The 19,873-nt window shown below is 37.4% G+C and carries 19 protein-coding genes; all 19 read right to left on the bottom strand.

The genetic code is table 11. The features are described from left to right. Positions 1–12: 12 nt before the first annotated feature. The 19 genes from ACFSW4_RS12335 to ACFSW4_RS12425 all read right to left on the bottom strand — a co-directional run bounded on the left by ACFSW4_RS12335 (position 13) and on the right by ACFSW4_RS12425 (position 19,733). On the bottom strand, positions 13–1,467 hold the full coding sequence (locus tag ACFSW4_RS12335) for a bifunctional methyltransferase/pyrophosphohydrolase YabN (RefSeq protein ID WP_377329622.1): 1,455 nt from the start codon (positions 1,465–1,467) through the stop codon (positions 13–15). Further along, positions 1,464–2,975: an oligosaccharide flippase family protein gene (locus ACFSW4_RS12340; protein ID WP_377329624.1), complete on the bottom strand. Its 1,512-nt coding sequence runs from the start codon at positions 2,973–2,975 to the stop codon at positions 1,464–1,466. Before ACFSW4_RS12340 ends, ACFSW4_RS12335 begins: the two co-directional genes overlap by 4 nt. A 114-nt stretch (positions 2,976–3,089) precedes the next feature. Then, the gene (gene spoVT, locus ACFSW4_RS12345; RefSeq protein WP_377329626.1) at positions 3,090–3,623 is read right to left on the bottom strand and encodes a stage V sporulation protein T; all 534 of its coding nucleotides are present in this window, start codon (positions 3,621–3,623) and stop codon (positions 3,090–3,092) included. A gap of 100 nt (positions 3,624–3,723) precedes the next feature. Continuing rightward, on the bottom strand, positions 3,724–7,263 hold the full coding sequence (mfd, locus tag ACFSW4_RS12350) for a transcription-repair coupling factor (RefSeq protein ID WP_377329628.1): 3,540 nt from the start codon (positions 7,261–7,263) through the stop codon (positions 3,724–3,726). An 83-nt stretch (positions 7,264–7,346) separates the two neighbouring features. After that, complete coding sequence (locus ACFSW4_RS12355; RefSeq protein ID WP_054754928.1) at positions 7,347–7,565, bottom strand: anti-sigma-F factor Fin; 219 nt, start codon at positions 7,563–7,565, stop codon at positions 7,347–7,349. A gap of 63 nt (positions 7,566–7,628) precedes the next feature. Next, positions 7,629–8,192 carry an aminoacyl-tRNA hydrolase gene (gene pth, locus ACFSW4_RS12360; protein WP_054754929.1) on the bottom strand — a complete coding sequence of 188 codons (564 nt, stop codon included), beginning with the start codon at positions 8,190–8,192 and terminating at the stop codon, positions 7,629–7,631. A gap of 153 nt (positions 8,193–8,345) precedes the next feature. Next, the gene (locus ACFSW4_RS12365) at positions 8,346–8,987 is read right to left on the bottom strand and encodes a 50S ribosomal protein L25/general stress protein Ctc (protein ID WP_054754930.1); all 642 of its coding nucleotides are present in this window, start codon (positions 8,985–8,987) and stop codon (positions 8,346–8,348) included. Between the two features lie 102 nt (positions 8,988–9,089). Continuing rightward, positions 9,090–10,043, bottom strand: coding sequence for a ribose-phosphate diphosphokinase (locus tag ACFSW4_RS12370; protein ID WP_377329631.1), 954 nt, complete (start codon positions 10,041–10,043; stop codon positions 9,090–9,092). Positions 10,044–10,071: 28 nt separating this feature from the next. Then, on the bottom strand, positions 10,072–11,445 hold the full coding sequence (glmU, locus tag ACFSW4_RS12375; protein ID WP_377329633.1) for a bifunctional UDP-N-acetylglucosamine diphosphorylase/glucosamine-1-phosphate N-acetyltransferase GlmU: 1,374 nt from the start codon (positions 11,443–11,445) through the stop codon (positions 10,072–10,074). Between the two features lie 186 nt (positions 11,446–11,631). Next, positions 11,632–11,919 (bottom strand): septation regulator SpoVG, encoded by a 288-nt coding sequence (spoVG, locus tag ACFSW4_RS12380; protein WP_054754931.1) that lies wholly within the window; start codon positions 11,917–11,919, stop codon positions 11,632–11,634. Positions 11,920–12,263: 344 nt separating this feature from the next. After that, entirely contained in the window at positions 12,264–13,079 is an 816-nt protein-coding gene (purR, locus tag ACFSW4_RS12385; RefSeq protein WP_054754932.1) for a pur operon repressor, read from the bottom strand. A 67-nt stretch (positions 13,080–13,146) separates the two neighbouring features. Beyond that, positions 13,147–14,007, bottom strand: coding sequence for a 4-(cytidine 5'-diphospho)-2-C-methyl-D-erythritol kinase (ispE, locus tag ACFSW4_RS12390; RefSeq protein ID WP_377329642.1), 861 nt, complete (start codon positions 14,005–14,007; stop codon positions 13,147–13,149). A 288-nt stretch (positions 14,008–14,295) separates the two neighbouring features. Continuing rightward, entirely contained in the window at positions 14,296–14,475 is a 180-nt protein-coding gene (locus ACFSW4_RS12395) for a small, acid-soluble spore protein, alpha/beta type (protein WP_054754933.1), read from the bottom strand. A gap of 96 nt (positions 14,476–14,571) precedes the next feature. Beyond that, the gene (gene veg / locus ACFSW4_RS12400) at positions 14,572–14,826 is read right to left on the bottom strand and encodes a biofilm formation stimulator Veg (protein WP_054754934.1); all 255 of its coding nucleotides are present in this window, start codon (positions 14,824–14,826) and stop codon (positions 14,572–14,574) included. Between the two features lie 198 nt (positions 14,827–15,024). Then, positions 15,025–15,915, bottom strand: coding sequence for a sporulation peptidase YabG (yabG, locus tag ACFSW4_RS12405; RefSeq protein ID WP_377329636.1), 891 nt, complete (start codon positions 15,913–15,915; stop codon positions 15,025–15,027). 61 nt (positions 15,916–15,976) lie between these two features. Next, positions 15,977–16,858, bottom strand: a complete 882-nt coding sequence (rsmA, locus tag ACFSW4_RS12410; protein WP_279402007.1) for a 16S rRNA (adenine(1518)-N(6)/adenine(1519)-N(6))-dimethyltransferase RsmA — start codon at positions 16,856–16,858, stop codon at positions 15,977–15,979. Continuing rightward, positions 16,852–17,406, bottom strand: a complete 555-nt coding sequence (gene rnmV, locus ACFSW4_RS12415) for a ribonuclease M5 (RefSeq protein ID WP_054754936.1) — start codon at positions 17,404–17,406, stop codon at positions 16,852–16,854. The genes rsmA and rnmV overlap by 7 nt, the downstream gene beginning before the upstream one ends. Positions 17,407–17,475: 69 nt before the next feature. Next, positions 17,476–18,714 (bottom strand): ubiquitin-like domain-containing protein, encoded by a 1,239-nt coding sequence (locus ACFSW4_RS12420; protein WP_377329638.1) that lies wholly within the window; start codon positions 18,712–18,714, stop codon positions 17,476–17,478. A gap of 251 nt (positions 18,715–18,965) precedes the next feature. Continuing rightward, positions 18,966–19,733, bottom strand: a complete 768-nt coding sequence (locus tag ACFSW4_RS12425; RefSeq protein WP_377329640.1) for a TatD family hydrolase — start codon at positions 19,731–19,733, stop codon at positions 18,966–18,968. Positions 19,734–19,873 lie beyond the last annotated feature (140 nt).

Consider the following 19,873-nt stretch of genomic DNA (forward strand, 5'->3'; position numbering starts at 1 on the left):
ACACTCCCTATATTATTCATTCTCTGTTTGTTTAGCCTTCTCCCAATAATGATCCATTAATTCCAATGATGCATCATCAATATTTATTTGATCATGCTTTAACATTTCCTCAAGCTTTTTAAACCGTTTTATGAACTTTACGCTAGTTCGATGGAGTGCTAGCTCTGGATCTAATTGATAATATCGGCCAACATTCACAAGTGAGAACAGCACGTCTCCGAATTCCATCTCTGCATCACTAGTTGACTCATTCGACAGCGCTTCTTGTAATTCCTTTATTTCTTCCTCTACTTTAGAGAACATAGAAGTAGGTTCATTCCAGTCAAACCCCACTTTTGATACTTTTTTCTGAATTTCTTTAGCAAATAATAACCTCGGTAATGATTCGTTTAATTCATCTAAAACAGACTCCGTTTTGGGACGATTCTTTTGTTTAATTTGTTCCCAGTTCTTCTTCACTTCCTCTGCAGAGTCAACGCTTACATCTCCAAACACATGAGGGTGACGTTCAATCATTTTATCGGTGATCGACCTAATCACATCATTCACGGTAAAATATCCGCTTTCTTCAGCAATTTGACTATGAAGCATAACCTGAAGTAGTACATCTCCAAGTTCTTCAGCTATATGAGCATCATCTTCTTCCTCAATTGCATCGATCACTTCATAAGCTTCTTCAATTAAAAAACGGCGAAGTGATTCATGGGTTTGCTTTTGATCCCACGGGCAGCCACCAGGCCCCCTTAACCTCGCAACCACTTCCCTAATTGTATCAAACTGATGGTGTAGTAAAGATGAATCAGCTGGTTTTATGTAAAGAGTCGTTAGGTTTGAAAATTGAAACTGACGATCTAATTGATATAACGGAACAGTGTTAACCTTCTCATTTTCTATATCACCAGCAGAATCCACAATCGTGATCGGATAGTCATATGGTAAGTCTTCCATTAACGTTAACTTAACTTCTGATGCCGCCATCTCATCATAAACTTGAGCAATAAATATATGCTGCCTGTATTGAATAAGCTCTCGCTTTAAGTCTGTACCATCAAGCAGTTGAAACCCTTCTATTGGGTCAACTTTAACAGCTGAAAATAACGCATCTATAAAGCTTTGCCCACCGATGACATCAACCTTTACCTCTTCATTGTTCCGTAGTATTTTGACGGTCCGTTCGGCAACCATTGGATGTCCAGGCACTGTATACAAAACATCTTCAATTAGGCTTTTTTGAATTAGTTGATTCGAAATGGCCTCATATACTTGTTCGAATTGATCAAAGGATTCATAAACATTGTCCATAGATTCAAATTGAACCCCTTCATTTGCAAGAACTTGTACGACAGGATGTTCTTTTGTTCTTGTGTAGATTGTTCCTTCATGCTGAGTGAGTTTTCTATAAATCCCCAATGGTAATTGGTCAATTGAACTAGCGCCTAGCCCTACTACAGTAATGTTACCCATCATGATCTCCTTTCAAACCGATGACCAACCAAAGCCATCCATTCATTTTTAGAAAAAATCTTGAAGACATATAGCCCGATTAAAATGATTAATATTCCTAATACACATTGGGCTAATACAATTGGAATTAACACTAAACGGTCCACTATTAGCCACTGATTAATAGACCATACGGCCCCTAGCATAATTACACTTAATAATAAGATTTTGATGAAAAATTTAAACGGAATACTAACCTTTGTTAATTGCTTCCATTTTACGATAAACACAAGCAATAGAAAACTAACAGCCACTAAATAAGCCATACTAGATCCGACTAGTCCAAACTTAGGAATGAGCAAAATATTTAAACACCACTTTATAATAATCATCATCAAGACCCATTTTAATTGTTGAATGCGATAGTTATATTCTTGCAAAAAGACGGAAATAACAATGGTCATTGATAATAAAAAGACTAACCCCATCATTAATTGGATTGAATATGTCCCTTGTCTTGTTATAAACAAAAGCGGATTTAGATTAGGCATTACTGCTACTAATCCTAATGAGGCAGATAATGATAGTAAAAAAGTCCACTTTAAAGCTAGTAACTGTTGGTTTAAATCCTTATTTAGAGCCGGAATGAGTGCAAGCGCTAAAGATGACCCAATGACTAAACCAAGCTGCACCATTGAATGGCTGCGATCAAACACTCCTTTAGCGATTTTAGCTTCTTCGAATGCCAAACCATATTTTCTTAATAAATCAACTAGTGAAAAGACGTCTACCACTTGTAAAACCAAATGCAGGACATACGTGATACTATACACTGCTATACCAATAAGCAACGATTGTACAAACGTTCCTTTAAGCTTTTGATGCTTTGAAAGCTTGTAGGCTGTTTTCTTGCGGCGAAACATTAAGGTTAACCATAGACCTGCTATAACTGCCCCTATTATTGTTGCAATTGATGTTAAAACACCAATGGAATAAATCGGCAAGTGATTCACCGCTACGATTGTCACGATAATAATCCCAAATACGCGAACCATTTGCTCAACCACTTGAGAGATCGCGACATACTCTGTTAAATGAACGCTTTGGAAAAACCCTCTAAATAGAGCTGTAAAGGGAATTATTAAAAACATTAAACTTGCAGCTTTTATTGAGGGAGCGAGTGATGCGTCGCCCATAACGCTTGATAAAAAATCTGACGACAACCAAATGCCTAAAAATATTATAAATCCTAAGCCAAATAACCAATAAAAAACCGCCCACGTATTTGGAAGGCGTGCGTCAATTTGCTGATCTTTGTCTTTAAGTGTGTGAGATAATGCACCCGGAATGCTGTACACTGATAAGAGAATCGCAATTGATAATATCGGATAAACTTGCTGATAAATGTACAACCCTTCATCACCAGCCATGTTTTGTAACGGTACCCGATAAATCATGCCTAACACTTTACTTATAAAACCCGCGATAGTCAGTAAAAGGGCACCTTTAATCCAAATTGCTTGCCTACTCATATTAAACTCCGTTCAACCTGTTTTTTTACCATTATAGCACACTAAAACTGACAATCTTTTCTCTTAACATAATAAAGAACAGTAAGGTAGTCTCCTCCTTACTGTTCAGCTTAATTATTCCATTTGTCTCGCCAAAAAGTTTGCGGCTGCTTGACAGACTTTAACTTCGACGTCCGTCAATGAACCTTTGTCCATAATCATTATGACACTTCCAACTGGGTCACCATTCGATACAATTGGTTGAATAAGATAAGATGAGACCGATTCCTCTTTGCCTTCAACGATTTCAATCGTTGACTCGTTTTTCTCAACTTTGTTTTCCCGCTTATCCATCGCCGATTCAATCTCTTTGCCTATGTTTTTATTTAAGTACTCTTTCTTGGATGCACCCGCGATTGCAATAATTTCATCGCGATCTGATACTAAGATTTTTTGACCAAGAGAATCGAATAAGGAATGTGCATACTCTTGTGCAAATTCACTTAATTCATTTATCGGTGAATATTTCTTTAAAATAACTTCACCTTCTCGGTCGACAAAAATTTCTAATGGATCCCCTTCTCGAATGCGTAATGTTCTTCTTATCTCTTTAGGGACAACAACTCTGCCGAGATCATCTATTCGGCGTACAATTCCTGTTGCTTTCATTTCTTGAAATCCCCGCTTTCTATGGTGTACTTGCATTGGTAACGATGGCTACCCGCTCGTCACCTGCTAGTAATTTTTAGTATGAGACAAGAAGCACAATCTATTCATTTATTGGTAATTTTTTTGTTTCATCTAATTTTGATAAAAATTCTTCGAGTACTTGATAGCGTTTTACGCGGTTCTGCCTTTGAAATTGAAACGTTATTTTTAGTTGCTTGCCTTCAGTACCAAGCTGAACCATTCGTCCATATTCATTCGCAAGCGTAAACAACTGCGCACCGTCAACTTTCTGACTTTCATCTGCATCCATTAATAACTCCATTTTATTTTTACGTTCATCAATATTCTGAATACGTTCCTTCTTAGCTAATATCCGAATGCGAGAGACTTGTAATAAATCTTCAACCTCTTGAGGGTATTCACCAAAACGGTCTAATAATTCATCCTTTGTATCATAAATATCTTGAAGATCATCAGCAGCTTGAATCTGCTTATACATTTCGATCTTTTGAGCTTCATCCGTAATATACTCACTAGGAATATAAGCATCTAAAGCTAATGACATCTCAACCTCAAATGGTTTCGTTTCTTCATAAGTTTTACCTTCTTTTTTCGCCTTTATAGCATCATTAAGCATTTGAGAATAAAGGTCAAACCCGACCGAATCAATAAACCCGTGTTGCTCTGTGCCTAGTAAATTTCCTGCTCCTCGAATCGATAAGTCACGCATGGCAATTTTGAAGCCAGACCCTAGTTCAGTAAACTCTTTAATGGCCTCTAATCGTTTTTCAGCTACTTCTGAAAGGACTTTATTTTGTTGATAAGTAAAATAGGCATAGGCTAAACGATTAGAACGCCCAACACGGCCTCTTAATTGGTACAACTGGCTCAGTCCCATTTTGTCACCGTCGTATACAATTAACGTGTTAACGTTTGGAATATCAATTCCTGTTTCGATAATTGTAGTGCTGACTAATACATCAAAATTACCTTCTAAAAAGTCGAAGATAATCCCTTCTAGCTGACCTTCACTCATTTGACCATGTGCATAATTAACTCTAGCGTCTTCAACTAGCGCATCAATCTCTGCCGATACTTTTTCAATAAGATCGACCCGGTTGTATAAGAAAAACACTTGGCCGCCTCTTGCTAATTCACGTTCAATAGCTTCTCTAATAAAAGCAGGATTATATTCTAATACATAAGTCTGTATTGGAAAACGATTCTCTGGTGGCGTTTCTATGACAGACAAGTCCCGCACCCCCACCATAGACATGTGAAGTGTCCGCGGAATTGGAGTAGCTGTTAATGTTAACACATCCACATTAGCTTTTAACTGTTTAATCTTTTCCTTATGTTTAACCCCAAAACGCTGCTCTTCATCTACGACGAGTAATCCTAAATCTTTAAACACAACATCCTTTGATAGGACTCGGTGCGTGCCAATAACTACGTCGATTAACCCTTTTTTTAATTTATCTAACGTTTCTTTTTGCTGTTTAGGCGTTCTAAAACGGCTAAGTAAACCAACATTAACACCAAACTCTTGAAAACGTTCCTGAAATGTTTCGAAATGCTGCTGAGCTAATATAGTTGTCGGTACAAGCACAGCTACCTGTTTATTATCCATTACCGCTTTAAATGCTGCACGAATGGCCACTTCCGTTTTCCCATAGCCAACATCACCGCATAATAAACGGTCCATAGGGCGTTCACGTTCCATGTCATGCTTAATCTCATCAATACAGCGCAATTGGTCCTCAGTTTCTTCATAAGGAAAAGCCGCTTCAAAATCGCGCTGCATTTCAGTATCTTTAGAAAATGCATGACCTTTAGAAGCTTCTCGTTCTGCATAAAGCTGGATTAAATCATCCGCGATATCCTCAACCGAAGATTGAACGCGAGACTTAACTTTCTTCCACTCGCTTCCTCCTAGACGATATAGCTTAGGTGCTTTACCTTCTGAACCAACATATTTCTGAACCTGATCAATTTGATCGACCGGAACATATAACTTATCATTTCCTGAATAGTTAATGACCATATAGTCTTTATGAAGATCATTCACTTCTAACGTTTCAATGCCTAAGTATTTACCGATTCCGTGATTAATGTGGACGACGTAATCGCCTACTTTAAGTTCCTGATAACTCTTAACTCTTTCAGCATTTGAGATTTTTTGACGTTTTCGCTTTTTAGGCTTTTGCTTTTTAAACAGTTCTTCTTCAGTTAAAACGGCAAGCTTAAAAGCTGGCATCTCAAAGCCCTGGCTTAGGCTCCCTTGAATAACAATTGGTTCATTGACTGGAAGCTCTGTGTCTGAATCAACTTTGTAGGTTGTCATCTTATAATCATCTAACACACTTACAATTCGGTCCATTCTCTCTTCATCTTGAGCAACAATTACGACAGAGAAATTGGCGTTCGTCCATCGATCAATCTCACTTTTAAGCATTGGCATTTGACCATGAAATGTTTGCATTTGGCGACTAGATACATTAATTATATTTTCAGGCTTTGTATTTGGGATATGCCTTAAAAATAAAGAAAAATATATTTTTGGCTGAGTCATTTTTTGCATGACAGTAGCCCAGTCAAACGTTAGCGTAAGCCCACTAACTAAAGACTGGGTCTCCAACATATCGGTATACCAATTTGCTTCCTCTTGGTCTAACTGCTCAGCTGTCTCAATAATTCGACTCATCTCATCAAATACAATCACGGTATCATCGCTTAAATAATCTATTAAACTATAAACATCATCATAGAGTAACGATAAGTACTTGACTAAACCTGGAAAATGTTCACCCTGTTCAAGCCTTTCAATATCATAGCCAATGGATTCTTGAAGCTTTTCTTGCTTGTCAGGCTCTTTAATCTTTTTAAGAGATTTAGATAGAAGCTGTTTTAACTGATCAGCAGCTGATAACATCTGGTCAGATGTCAATAAAAACTCATGTACAGGTCCGATATGAACTTGATTAAGCTCTTTGTCTGACCTCTGATCTTCAGCATTAAAATACCTAATTGATTCAACTTCATCATCAAAAAATTCAATGCGTAATGGATTGATCTCCGTTAAAGGAAATAAATCAATTATGCCGCCTCGCCGGCTCATTTCACCAGGAGCCGTTACCATGTCAGTCTGTTTGAAACCCAGTTTGACTAACTTCTCAATCGTCTCTTCAAATGGATACTCCTGACCTACTTGGAAATCTACTGACGCTCGTTCACTAACATCAGATGGGGGCAGCACTCTTTTTAATGCCGCAACAGGCACAACCAAAATTCCTTGTTGATTCGTTTGCCATTTTTCCCAAACCTCTAATCGTTGAGCCTTTAGCTCAGGGGAGGCTGTTTCTGTCTCAGCTGCTAGTAATTCGTTAACTGGATATAACAAAACTGAATCAGGGTCCTCAGAGACCGACCCTAATTCTTCGTATACCTTTTGTGCTTGCGTTAGATTATGGGTTATATACAACATTGGACGACTTGTTTTTTCCTGTAGTGCACCAGCTAGTAGCTGTCTTGTTGACGTAGTCAGGCCGGCAACTAACTGTTCACTCATTCCGCTATCAAGACCCTCGAGTAAATTAACAATGTCATCTTGTGAAGTTAAATATGACTTCAAATTCTGCAACAAATACTCCCCCTTGCACCTACAATGCCTAATCAGTCATAAACAGAAAAATGCCTTGGTTATCACCAAAGCGGTAAATTCTATTAATGAATAAATGTATCATTTTCAAAAAGATTTGGATTTTGAGTTAAAATTTCTTCACAATGTTCACAAACAAGTTGAACAAAAGTCTCACCATCGTCATTTAGCTGCACAATATCTAAGGCAAGAGGCTGTTGTCCTAATAATTCATAAACACGGTTTTCATCCTCTATGACACCCATTGATTGTCTACAGTGTCTACATTTCATTGTAACTGACACACGAAAACCTCCTTCAGCAAACTATTAATTAGGTTTGCCAAAAATAAGGAGATTTATGCAGCATTACTTAGCATTATACGTATTCATAACTTCTAAAAATGGTTGACGCATCCAATCTTCACAAGCATGCGCTGACTGTTCAATTGCTTCATCAACAATTGTGCGGTTTGACTTTGCAAATTTTCCTAATACATAATCTACAACTGGTAAATCTGTTTCAGGTCTTCCAATTCCAAAACGAATTCGATTGAATTCTTTTGTTCCTAGTTGATCAATAATACTTCTAATTCCATTGTGACCCCCGTGACCACCTTTTTGTCTAAGACGGATTCGTCCAGTTGGCAAGTCTAAATCGTCATACACAACCACTAGATCTTCAGGTTTTAGATCATAATAATCAACAACCTTTTTGACAGCATTCCCAGATAAATTCATGTACGTTTGTGGTTTGAGTAAAATGATTTTCTCACCATGCCAGTGTTCCTCTGCATAATGAGACTCAAAACCACTTTTACTTAGCTTCCAACCGTTTTCTTTCGCAATGTGATCAACAACCATAAATCCTATATTATGCCGAGTTTTGCGATATTTAAAACCTGGATTCCCTAAACCAACGATACACTTCATAATATGCGACTCCTCTATTCATTAAGCTAATTTATGTAATAAATTTTAATTTAGGATGTACTAATAATATGGATCTTAAACTAAATAAATAAAGATCGAAGCCGAATAGATGTGTGACTTCGATCTTTATTATGGTTTAAATTAATCAATTAATTATTCGTCTTCGTTATCGTTTTTCTCGTTGATTACTTCTGGCTCAGCACCTTCTTCTCCGCCTTCTTCTCCTTCTTCAGGAACCTCTTCTGCTTGTGGCGGTAAGATGGTAATGACTGTTGTCTCTGCATCATCTAAAATCTCATAACCTTTACCTGCATTTAAGTCACCAACGGTAATACTATCACCAATGTTCAACTCTGAGATATCAATTGAAATCTCTTCTGGAATGTTATTAGGAGTTGAGCGAACGTTAATGGTGTGTAGCGCTTGTTGTTTAACACCACCATCTTTAACACCTTGTGCTTCACCTTCGAAGTTAATGTTAACTTCTACGTCAACTTCTGTAGACATGTCCACTTGATAGAAATCTGCATGAACAAGTTTGTCTTTAATAACATCTGACTGATACTCATAAAGCATCACATTTAATTGATCTTTGCCTTCAACTTCTAAAGAAAATACAGCGTTACGACCTTCGTCGCGAACGTTTTTAATTAATTCAACTTCCTCAACGGCTACCGTAACAGGTTCCTTACCTTTACCGTAAACTACCGCTGGAACGTATCCTTCTTTTCTTAATCGTTTAGTTTGTGATCTGCGTAGATCTGTACGATCTTGCGCTTGTATTGTTGCTGCCATGATTTTCAACCTCCGTAATTTTTAAGTCTATTATTTTCCCTTCCCTTTATTATACCTTTTTAAACGTAGAAGTAAAATTATAGATAAATTACGCCGTGATCATTAATCAAATAGTGAGCTAATTGAACGATGCTCATGAACACGTTTGATGGATTCTGCAATAAGCTTTCCTACCGAAAGCTGTGTGATTTTTGGTGACTGCTTTTCTTCTGATAAAGGAATACTATTTGTCACTGCCAACTCTTTAATTTTAGAATTATCAATACGCTCAATAGCAGGACCTGATAAAACAGGGTGTGTACAACATGCGTAAACTTCTTTTGCGCCGTTTTCCATCATCGCGTTTGCCGCTAACGTAATAGTACCAGCCGTATCAATAATATCATCAATTAGTATGGCTGTTTTACCTTCAACATTACCTACAATATTCATCACTTCTGCAACATTCGGGCGTGGACGACGTTTATCAATTATTGCAATCGGAGCTTTAAGTCGATCAGCTAACATTCTTGCTCTGGTTACTCCACCGTGATCTGGAGATACAACGACGACATCTTCTAGGTTCTTTTCAATAAAATGTTCACTTAAAATTTTAACGCCTACTAAGTGATCAATCGGAATATTAAAGAAACCTTGAATTTGCGCTGCGTGAAGGTCAAGCGTAATAACACGATCGGCACCTGCTGTTTCTAATAAATCAGCTATTAGTTTGGAAGTAATCGGTTCTCTTGAACGGGCTTTACGATCTTGACGAGCATATCCATAATAAGGCATCACGATATTAATCGTTCTAGCTGATGCGCGTTTTAGAGCATCAATCATAATTAACAACTCCATTAAATGTTCATTAACTGGAGCACTTGTTGATTGAACAACAAACACGTCACAACCACGTATGCTTTCTTCAATATTGATTTGCACTTCTCCATCACTGAAGCGTTTAACAGAACTTTTTCCTAATTCAACTCCAACATGATTCGCAATCTCTTTTGCTAATTCTGGATTTGAATTCAGACTGAAGACTTTTAAGTAAGGGTCATTGTAATGGTTTGACATAATTTAGAGAACCTCCAAAAAGATATATTTATTGACGTTTGTTCAAACGTTCTACATAACCTTCTTTGTTTTCCTGACGAGACCTTGCAATAGAGAGTGCTTTTTCAGGGACATCCTTTGTAATGGTTGACCCAGCAGCGACATAAGCACCTTTTTTAACTGTGACAGGTGCAACTAAATTAGAATTACAACCGATAAAGGCTTCGTCTTCTATTATGGTTTTAAACTTGTTTTTACCGTCATAATTAACAGTGATTGTACCACAGCCGATATTAGCATCTTTGCCAATCTCAGCATCGCCAATGTAAGACAAATGCGAAACTTTACTATTGGTATCAATTTCAGATTTTTTAATCTCAACAAAATTACCTATCTTAACTTCATCTGAAATGCTGCTTTCTGGTCTAATATGGGCATACGGTCCAATATTTACGTTTTGACCAACTTTGCTTTCAGTTACCACGCTTTGTTTAACAACCGTATGTTCACCAATCACGCTATCTTTAATTTCACTGTTTGGACCGATGACGGCATCACTTTTAATAACAGTCTGACCTGACAGCTTTGTACCAGGCTCAATGACCACATCAGACTCAATTTTAACATCTGAGCCGATGTAAGTATTTGAAACGTCAATAATAGACACACCATTTCGCATATGTTGTTCATTAATTCGGCGCTGCATGATTTTCTCTGCGTTTGATAGTGCTACTCGGTCATTAACACCGATCGTTTCTTCAAAGTTAGGTGTCGTATAAGCTACTACTTTTAACCCGCGTTCTTTCGCAATCGATAATACATCAGGTAAGTAATATTCACCTTGAGAATTATCGTTTGAAACATTATCTAATGCGTCAAATAATAAGTGGTTGTCAAAGCAATAAACGCCCGTATTAATTTCATTAACGGATAATTCATCTTCTGATGCATCTTTATGCTCAACAATTTTTTCAACTTCATTATGTTCATTACGGATGACCCGTCCATATCCAGTTGGGTCTTCTAATATAGACGTTAAAACAGTTACTTGGGCCTGCTGATCCTCGTGATAATTCATTAACTCACTAAGTGTTTCACCTGTTAATAATGGTGTATCACCGCACACAACAATCGTTGTTCCTTGTTTACCTTTTAAATATGATTCGGCCATCTGAACCGCATGACCTGTTCCTAATTGTTCTTCTTGTAAAGCATATTTCGTTCGATCTCCTAGTTGATCTTTAACTAAATCAGAGCCATGTCCAATAATTGTAATCATATCTTCAAGTTCTAACTTAGATAACTGATCAACCACATGCTCTACCATCGGCTTACCACACACCGGGTGTAGTACTTTATATAACTTCGATTTCATTCGTGTTCCTTTACCAGCCGCTAGCACCACAGCATATCTATTTGACATATTCATTTCCCTCCAACACATTCATCCACTATGAATATATCTTAAATTATAAGTGCTTGCAACTTAACTGGGGTTAAATCATATTAACAATTTTTGAATAATGAAAAGACGGAAAATGTACATTGAGAAATTAGGTCAAATAAAAAAGAGTCTAACCAATACTTTTGGTTAGACTCTTAAAGCATATTAAGAAGCACCTGCTTCTTCGTATTCGACTTCCTCACCGACGCGGTGGTATTCTTCTAAGACTGCATCTTGAATTTTACCACGTGTGTCAGAATTGATCGGGTGAGCGATGTCTCTAAATTCACCGTCCGGCGTACGCTTACTTGGCATAGCTACAAATAAGCCGTTGTTCCCGTCAATGACACGAATATCGTGAACGACAAACTCCCCGTCTAATGTGATCGATGCGATCGCGCGCATACGACCATCCGTGTTCACACGGCGCAATCTTACGTCAGTTACTTGCATTATGTCTCACCACCTTTAAAAAGTTACTAGCTTAAATAGATTAGAAATAGATTGAATAATGGCAAAAATCAATCTAAAAAATAAGGACTTAATTAATCATTTCCACAAGCTTTTAAATAATCCTTCAAGATTTTGAAAAAAATTTAAAAAAATATTAAATTTTTATGTTAATTAAGAGACTACTAGAGATTTAATAGGCATGCAATAGTCTTTAGACAAAAAATAGACAAATTTTAAAAAGGTTACGTGCCATTATTTTAAAAAAGAAATGCCCTTCATCTCTGCATGGCATGCGCAATATGCAGGAGTGTCGGGCATTTCTTTTATTATTCAGTCCGGGCCACTTAACTATTAAAGTAATTCCCTTTCTCAACTTTAATGGTTTGATTTTGCTCATCAACTTCCATCATCTTGATAAGGGAAATATAATCTTGTACTTTACGTTCTTCATCTTCATCCTCAGCTTCAGCAAGGACTCCAATTCCTTTAACATTAGCTTCAAATTCATCCATTAAGCTAATCATGCCTTGAATTGTGCCGCCAGCTTTCATAAAATCATCGACAATCAGAACATTAGCATCTTTTTTAATACTTCGCTTAGCCAAAACCATTGTTTGGATCTTTCTTGAAGAACCGGAAACATAATTAATACTAACCGTTGACCCTTCTGTTACTTTTGGGTCTCGTCTAATAATGACAACTGGAACGCCGATTACTTGAGCGACTGCATAAGCAAGAGGAATGCCTTTTGTTGCAACTGTAACAATATAATCGACCTCAGAATGATCAAATGCTGAAGCGAACACTTTCCCTATGTCTTGAACGTATTTAGGATGGCCTAACAAATCACTCATGTAAACATAGCCACCTGGTAAAATCCTTGAAGCATCCTCTAAATGGGTAATCAAATGAGTTACAATGGATTCAGCCTCTTCTTTTGATAAATCAGGGATATATTCGACCCCACCTGCTGCACCTGCAACAGTATGTAGTTCACCTATACCCATTTTCTTGAACATGTCATTTATAATATCAATATCTTCACTAATTGATGACTTTGCAGCATCATACTTTTCAACAAAGTATGGCAGTGAGCTTAACGTTTTTGGATTCTCCAAAAAATAATGGGTCATGGCAACTAACCGTTCACTGCGTTTCATAATCGTTCACCTCAAAACCGAATATTCTTTGTAGACTATACCATTAATGAACGGATTTATCCATTTATTAGCGTAGCATTCGGACAGCATAAACCTCTGAACAGAACCCTCGTAAACTGTTATATATTCTGTTTGCCTTTTCTTCCTTAGCTACAAGAGAATAAACCGTAGGGCCGCTTCCGCTCATTAACACTCCATCGCCACCGGTTTTCTCCATACGGCTTTTAATTTGTGCAACTTCACGATGCATTGAAGCTGTAATAGGTTCTAACACATTACCTAAATTCTCACAAAGACTTTTAAAGTCTTGAGACTCAAGTGCTTTGACCGCTGCTTGTGTTTTTGGGTGGGTTATGTTGGTAAAGTCGACTTTTTCGTAAATATCTTTCGTAGATACACCTATATTAGGTTTTGCAAGCACAACCCAACAGGCAGGTGGTGAAGGAAGTGCCGTTAACCTTTCCCCACGTCCTTTCGCTAAGGCTGTACCACCCATAACGCAGAAAGGTACATCTGATCCGATTTCAGCTCCGATTTCCTGAAGTTCTTGATTCGTTAACCTAAGATCATAAAGCCGGTTTACACCTCTAAGAGTCGCAGCCGCATCGCTGCTACCTCCTGCAAGGCCCGCAGCTACTGGAATATTTTTGTCTAAATGTATACGAATACCTTGCTTAATATTAAAACGCTCTTTTAATAAAGTTGCAGCTTGGTAAGCTAAATTTCGCTGATCATTCGGAACAAACCTGTTCTCTGAAGCTATTTCAACTTTATTTGAGTCGATTTTTTCAAACGATAACCGGTCGGCTAAATCAATCGTTGTCATAATCATTTCAACTTCGTGATAGCCGTCATCACGTTTATGTAAAACATCTAAAGTTAAATTAATTTTTGCCGGTGCTTTCTCATAAATCATGTCATGTTTCACCTGCCTACGTTTTTCTTTACGATTGTACCATAAGATTTCCCATGGGTATAAATAATATAAGTAAGAAAAGCGCAAGGCGCCCGTTTAACCACACAGTGACTGGACCAACTAAACTGAGATAAAGGAAACACGGCGAGCATCGCGAGCCGATGGTGACTTATCGTAGGTTTAGTTGGGAAGTCACCCAGTGGTTGGGTACATTGCGCTAGACATTGCTAATCAAAATAAATAGCTGAGGTTTGAAGTGAAAATTTTTTATTTTCCTAGCCTTTAAAAAAGGATAGGTCATTACGACCTATCCTTAGACATTTGCTCTTGAGCCATTTGTACAGCTCTTTTAACCATATTTCCGGCGTCTCGAGACTTAATGCCTCCCCATCCTTCTTTTTGCACCGTGTCGTAAAAACCTAATTCCTTTGCGATCTCTTCCTTCAAACGATCTGACATAATGCCACGTCGTCTTCCCATCGGTTGATCACAACTCCTTTTGTCGTTATTTACGACACTCTTAGTATATGTAATTGCTAAGAAAGAATAATGGAAATGGATGGGGATTGGTTATTATTACGCCATCTTGGTGACTTCATCTGTGAAGGTAATTTCAACCGTCTCAGTTAATACATCCGTATAACTGTAAGACACTCTTTCAAAATTGTGCTCTTCTTGGTCTAGTTCAACGATAAATACGGAAGGATATGTTTCTGCTAAAACGCCTGAGCGTTCAATTGTTTTACGTCGTCCTCCATTAGCTTTTAACGTTAAACGTTCGCCAATTCTGTGATCTAATACTTGTTTGATTTCCGCTAAGGTTTTTCCCATTAGACTCCACCTCACTATTAGTAATCATACCACACTAACCGCCAAAAAGTCAAATAAAGTTAAATATTATATCAACTGGCATGTCAATATGTCAACAAAATTTTCGTCTTTTTTTAATTTTACCTAGAATTGTTTATTCATACATGATATTTCCAAAAAGTTTGAAGTGTGGTTACTATAAAACCCAACTATGATATACTATTCATCTTTTGACTTTTCGTTCGTAATTGGTAATTCTTTCATATATGGGAGTCCAACTCTAAATAACCCTTTAGTCTCAATCCCACCAATACCTTTCTCACGTGTTATTGTGCGACTGACAACATCGTAAATATCCACTTTTTCCATAAATGGTGTATAGCCTACTTTTGCAACCACATAAACGGGATCTAACGCATGAATATTTATTCGTGTTGGTGAACTTGCAAAATTAGCTCCTGCTCTAATAATCGACTCGAAATGGGACTGGCAAGCTCCAGCGAAGATAACTAATTGGTCTAAACTTGGCTGAAATTTTCGTGCTTCTCTTACCGCTTCAACAAAGTATTTACTGTTACGGTAGGCTCTGATATCTTTTTCATCGCCTTTTTGTTTAGAGTAAGAATCGTGACCAGTAATAACCAAAATGTCCGGTTGCACTTTCTCCATTAAAATTTTAACTTTTACCGGCATTTCTGCTTCTTCAACATACATTCCATGTACTTGTAGCCCTAAACGTTTATAAAGCTGAATACATTTTTTTAAAAATAATGAATCACCATCAATATGAAGCACTTTTGGGCAGATTCTAAATTGTGAGATGGATTGTTCTTTTTCATGAGTTGGTTGTGCATAATCACGAAATGAACGCAAATAATAATCTTGACGAAACATTCGATAAGAAAGGTCTTCATCTTGTTTCATTTCTTTTCGGCGCAAAAAACGATCACTTTCGGTTACTTTCTTTAAATCCGATAACGGGGCATCCGCCTTTAAACGAAAATCTTCTCCAAATAATATAGCCTGATTCTTATTAATATTTTGCACACGAAACAAAAGATCGTGATCATATGAATGTCTTGTGACAATATCTCCTTTTTGCCAGTTCATAAAAATTCCCCTTCTCAAATACCTTCTCTTATACGATATTGATAAAGGGGTGTAAGTGTGCCTATTGGCTTATGATCTTGTGGCATACGTTTGACAAGATGGCAAATTCCTCTATGGATAAGGACTCCCCACGACGCGATGGTTCAATTCCAGACTCCTCAAATAATTCTATGAATTGATCTTTGCTAAGCCGATCTTTAAATTCTCGCTGCAAATTATTTTTAATGGTTTTTCTTCGTTGTCCAAAACTGGCCTGTACTAGCTCAAAAAATAGAGCTTCATCAGCGATTCCAACTAATGGCTTCTCCCGCTTTACTAATTGCAATATGGCAGAATCAACGTTCGGCTGTGGAATAAAACAAGTTTTAGGAACTGTCATGACCACATTCGATTCGGTATAGTACTGAACAGCAATTGACAATGAGCCGTATTCCTTCGTGTTTGGCCCTGCTGCCATACGATCAGCAACTTCCTTTTGCATCATCACCGTCATCGAATGAATCGGTAGCTCGTCTCTTAACAGCTTCATCAAAATAGGTGTTGTAATGTAATAAGGTAAATTGGCTACCACTCTTACCTGCTCGTCAGCGTTCACCTTATCCTGTAAGAACGATTTTATATCTGCCTCTAATATATCTTGATGATAAACAGTCACATGCTCATAAGGAGCTAATGTATCTTTAAGGACGTCAATTAAACGTTGGTCAATTTCAAATGCATAAACATGTTTAGCTTCAAAAGCTAAATGTTCTGTAAGTGCACCAATTCCCGGTCCGATTTCCAATGCAATGGTGTTTTCGTCAACTCCAGCTTTTGCAACAATCTTTTTTAACACGTTAGGGTCAATTAGAAAATTCTGACCAAGACTTTTCTTAAAGCCTAAACCATGACGTTCCATAATTTCTTTTGTTCGCGTAATCGTTGCGATTGGCTTTGTCACGATGTTTCCTCCTCAATAATCTGACGCATCACTTCTTCAAATGTCGTTAAGTTTATTTGGAACATAGAAAGTCTTTTAGCAAGCTGTTTACCGTTAGCATAACCAATTTTAAGCTTGGCACCAAGTTTTTGGCGGCGATCTTTAGCATTTGGCCCGCCTATTAGTCCGTACTTCACCAAATACGGTTGCCAATCCATATCTTGGTTTTCTTCTTCAACAAGTTCATACACTTGACTTAAGGCTTGTCTTATATCTTGTACTCGAGCATGCTCAATCCCAACACCATGTTTACCAAGCGCTTTTTCCTTTGGTAAAAATGCATGCTTACAACCCGGTACGTGTTCATCTATTAACCTGCGTAATCGTTCGCCAGGATAATCGGGATCAGTAAACACAATAACGCCTCGCTTTTCTTTAGCAAGACGAATTTGATCATAGACATGATGATTAATCGCTGACCCATTTGTTTCGATGGTATCAGCATCAACAGCTAATTTAATTTTTACGGTATCATCTCGCCCTTCAACTACTATGACTTCTTTTATTTTCATGTTCAAACCTCTCTATAACCAAAATAAAAGGATAATCCTTAGTATAACAGGATTATCCTTTAAAATTAATTAATTTCCTCTGCGTATAATTTTCACTTGCACGCTTCGGTTACCCCAATTGTATGCTTCAGATTTAGAGCTAACTAAAATATCGATCTTACGACCATGAATAGCTCCACCTGTATCTTTTGCTACAGCTCTAAAGCTTCCGCTAGGCGTACGCACTTCAACTATGGAATGAAGTGGAATAACTCCTGGGTCAACAGCAATAATTCTCATGCCATTATAGTAAATCGTGTTGTTGACATTAACACCTGTTGCCGTATAACCTGAACAACCTGTGCAATCTGCCGTATACTTAGTCGATCTAAAGGTCATCCAGCCACTTGAGCTAGAACTTGAATCTGAACCCGAACTTGAGCTCACCTGTTGTACAGGTGCTTTCGTTCCTTTAGCGACAAGCTGATTAACACTTTCTTTAACAATTTCTTCGTCAACTAACTCACGAGATACTTCTTTACCATTTTCTTTGGTGATTTCGTAAGTTTCAACCTTTTTTCCCTCTTCACCTTTAGTTAGGAGCTTGCTTTTTCCTTGTAATAGGCTTGAGTCTTTTTTAGTTTCAGTTTGGTAAGGAATTTCTACTTCCTTTGAAACTTTTTCTTTTGTTACACGTACTATTTCTATAGAACGATTTTTTTCGACACGATCGTCTAAGTCGGCGTTTAGGCGGTCGTGTTTATTTAAATTAATATCAAGATCTTTAAGCAAATCGCCTACCGTTTGATTGGTAGCCATGGTAGTTTTTGTTTTACCACCATCATCGATTTTTACTTCAAACGCTTTTTGAATCGTAAAAGCTAAACCATCTTCAATATCTTTATTTAAATCAACCGATAATTCGTCATGTTCTGAGAGGTTAATAGATTCATCCTCTAAAAACTGTTTGACGTTTTCTGTCGTTGTATAATATGTCTTAGTTTGATCGTCAATTGTTACCTGGACTTCTTGGGCCTGAGTGTATTCAATGACCATTCCGTCTTTAACTTGATCGTTTAAATCAACGGACAAGTCATCGTGTTTCGATACCTCTATGCCTAATTCGTCCATAACTCCACTAACTTCATTAGCCGTTGTTAATGTACTAATCTCTTCACCATCCTGAATAACTGATACTTCAGCGGTGACAGTCTCGAATGCTATGTAACTCACTGTTGCGACAAAAACAAAAACGGTTAATAACGTTAGCATAATCTTTTTGAAGCTAAAGCGCTTCTTGTGTGGGTTAGCACCCCATTTGACGCTCATACATCACGCCTCCTTTTAACTCGCATTTGATTATATGGGTGATTGTTTACAAAGTCAATTCATTCTAAAACTATTTAACTAGTAAACTAGCTCTTATAGCCCACGCCAACTACGATTAGAGTAAATATTAAGATTTTATTACAAGGGTTGAAATGTTCGAAATATTAAAAACACGCGCCCATATAAAAGCATCTTGGCCAAAGTTAGCCTCTTTTATACGTACGCGTGTTTAATAAATTTTATGTCCAATTTTAATTAATTGAGAAGAGTTTTTTAGCATTTTCTGTCGTATGCTTAGCGACATCCTCTAAGGATATTTCCCTAATTTCAGCAATTTTCTCAGCGACTAATTTCACATACGCAGGTTCATTACGCTTTCCTCTATTAGGGTGGGGTGCTAAAAAAGGACAATCCGTTTCAATTAAAAGTCGATCTAACGGCACTTCTTCAGCAACTATTTTAGGATCTGCTGCATTTTTAAATGTGACAGGGCCACCTAGTGAAATATAAAACCCTAATTTCAAGCATTCTTCTGCGTAATCAATCACATCATTGTAGCAATGCATAATCCCGCCACATTCCTGAGCATTTTCTTCCTTCAAAATCTGAACGATGTCTTCCGTTGCCTCGCGATTATGAATAATGATAGGCATACCTACCTTTTTAGCAAGCCTGATTTGTTTACGAAAAACTTCTTTTTGCACGTCATGAGGCGATTTATCCCAATGATAATCAAGTCCCATCTCACCAATCGCTACGACTTTGGGATGATCACTTAACTCTTCAATCCAATTTAAGTCTTCATCAGTCATATCAATTGCATCAACAGGGTGCCATCCTACAGCCGCATAAATAAAATCATATTGTTCTGCAATTTCAATGGCTAACGGGATTGTCTTTCGGTCAAATCCGACTACCACCATGTACTTGACACCTTCATCCAAGGCACGCTTAATGACCTCATCACGATCTTCCATAAATTGATCGGCATTTAAATGCACATGTGTATCAAATAACATTAAGTTCACTCCTAGGTTTGTTGATTTTTTAAAAAGGCTCTGTTAAAGTTTAATGTTGATATTTATAGAAAAAACAGAACTTCCATAAAATTGGAAGTTCTGTTTGGTTTTATTATCTTATTGAACTAACGCACCCGTTA

Source organism: Piscibacillus salipiscarius (assembly GCF_042685285.1).
GTDB lineage: Bacteria > Bacillota > Bacilli > Bacillales > Alkalibacillaceae > Piscibacillus > Piscibacillus salipiscarius.

Excerpts from the sequence above, each read along its gene's own strand:
- ACFSW4_RS12335 (WP_377329622.1), bottom strand. The coding sequence starts at position 1,467 with ATGATGGGTAACATTACTGTAGTAGGGCTAGGCGCTAGTTCAATTGAC.
- ACFSW4_RS12340 (WP_377329624.1), bottom strand. The coding sequence starts at position 2,975 with ATGAGTAGGCAAGCAATTTGGATTAAAGGTGCCCTTTTACTGACTATC.
- spoVT (WP_377329626.1), bottom strand. The coding sequence starts at position 3,623 with ATGAAAGCAACAGGAATTGTACGCCGAATAGATGATCTCGGCAGAGTT.
- pth (WP_054754929.1), bottom strand. The coding sequence starts at position 8,192 with ATGAAGTGTATCGTTGGTTTAGGGAATCCAGGTTTTAAATATCGCAAA.
- ACFSW4_RS12365 (WP_054754930.1), bottom strand. The coding sequence starts at position 8,987 with ATGGCAGCAACAATACAAGCGCAAGATCGTACAGATCTACGCAGATCA.
- ACFSW4_RS12370 (WP_377329631.1), bottom strand. The coding sequence starts at position 10,043 with ATGTCAAACCATTACAATGACCCTTACTTAAAAGTCTTCAGTCTGAAT.
- glmU (WP_377329633.1), bottom strand. The coding sequence starts at position 11,445 with ATGTCAAATAGATATGCTGTGGTGCTAGCGGCTGGTAAAGGAACACGA.
- spoVG (WP_054754931.1), bottom strand. The coding sequence starts at position 11,919 with ATGCAAGTAACTGACGTAAGATTGCGCCGTGTGAACACGGATGGTCGT.
- purR (WP_054754932.1), bottom strand. The coding sequence starts at position 13,079 with ATGAAACGCAGTGAACGGTTAGTTGCCATGACCCATTATTTTTTGGAG.
- ACFSW4_RS12395 (WP_054754933.1), bottom strand. The coding sequence starts at position 14,475 with ATGGGAAGACGACGTGGCATTATGTCAGATCGTTTGAAGGAAGAGATC.
- veg (WP_054754934.1), bottom strand. The coding sequence starts at position 14,826 with ATGGGAAAAACCTTAGCGGAAATCAAACAAGTATTAGATCACAGAATT.
- yabG (WP_377329636.1), bottom strand. The coding sequence starts at position 15,915 with ATGAACTGGCAAAAAGGAGATATTGTCACAAGACATTCATATGATCAC.
- rnmV (WP_054754936.1), bottom strand. The coding sequence starts at position 17,406 with ATGAAAATAAAAGAAGTCATAGTAGTTGAAGGGCGAGATGATACCGTA.
- ACFSW4_RS12420 (WP_377329638.1), bottom strand. The coding sequence starts at position 18,714 with ATGAGCGTCAAATGGGGTGCTAACCCACACAAGAAGCGCTTTAGCTTC.
- ACFSW4_RS12425 (WP_377329640.1), bottom strand. The coding sequence starts at position 19,733 with ATGTTATTTGATACACATGTGCATTTAAATGCCGATCAATTTATGGAA.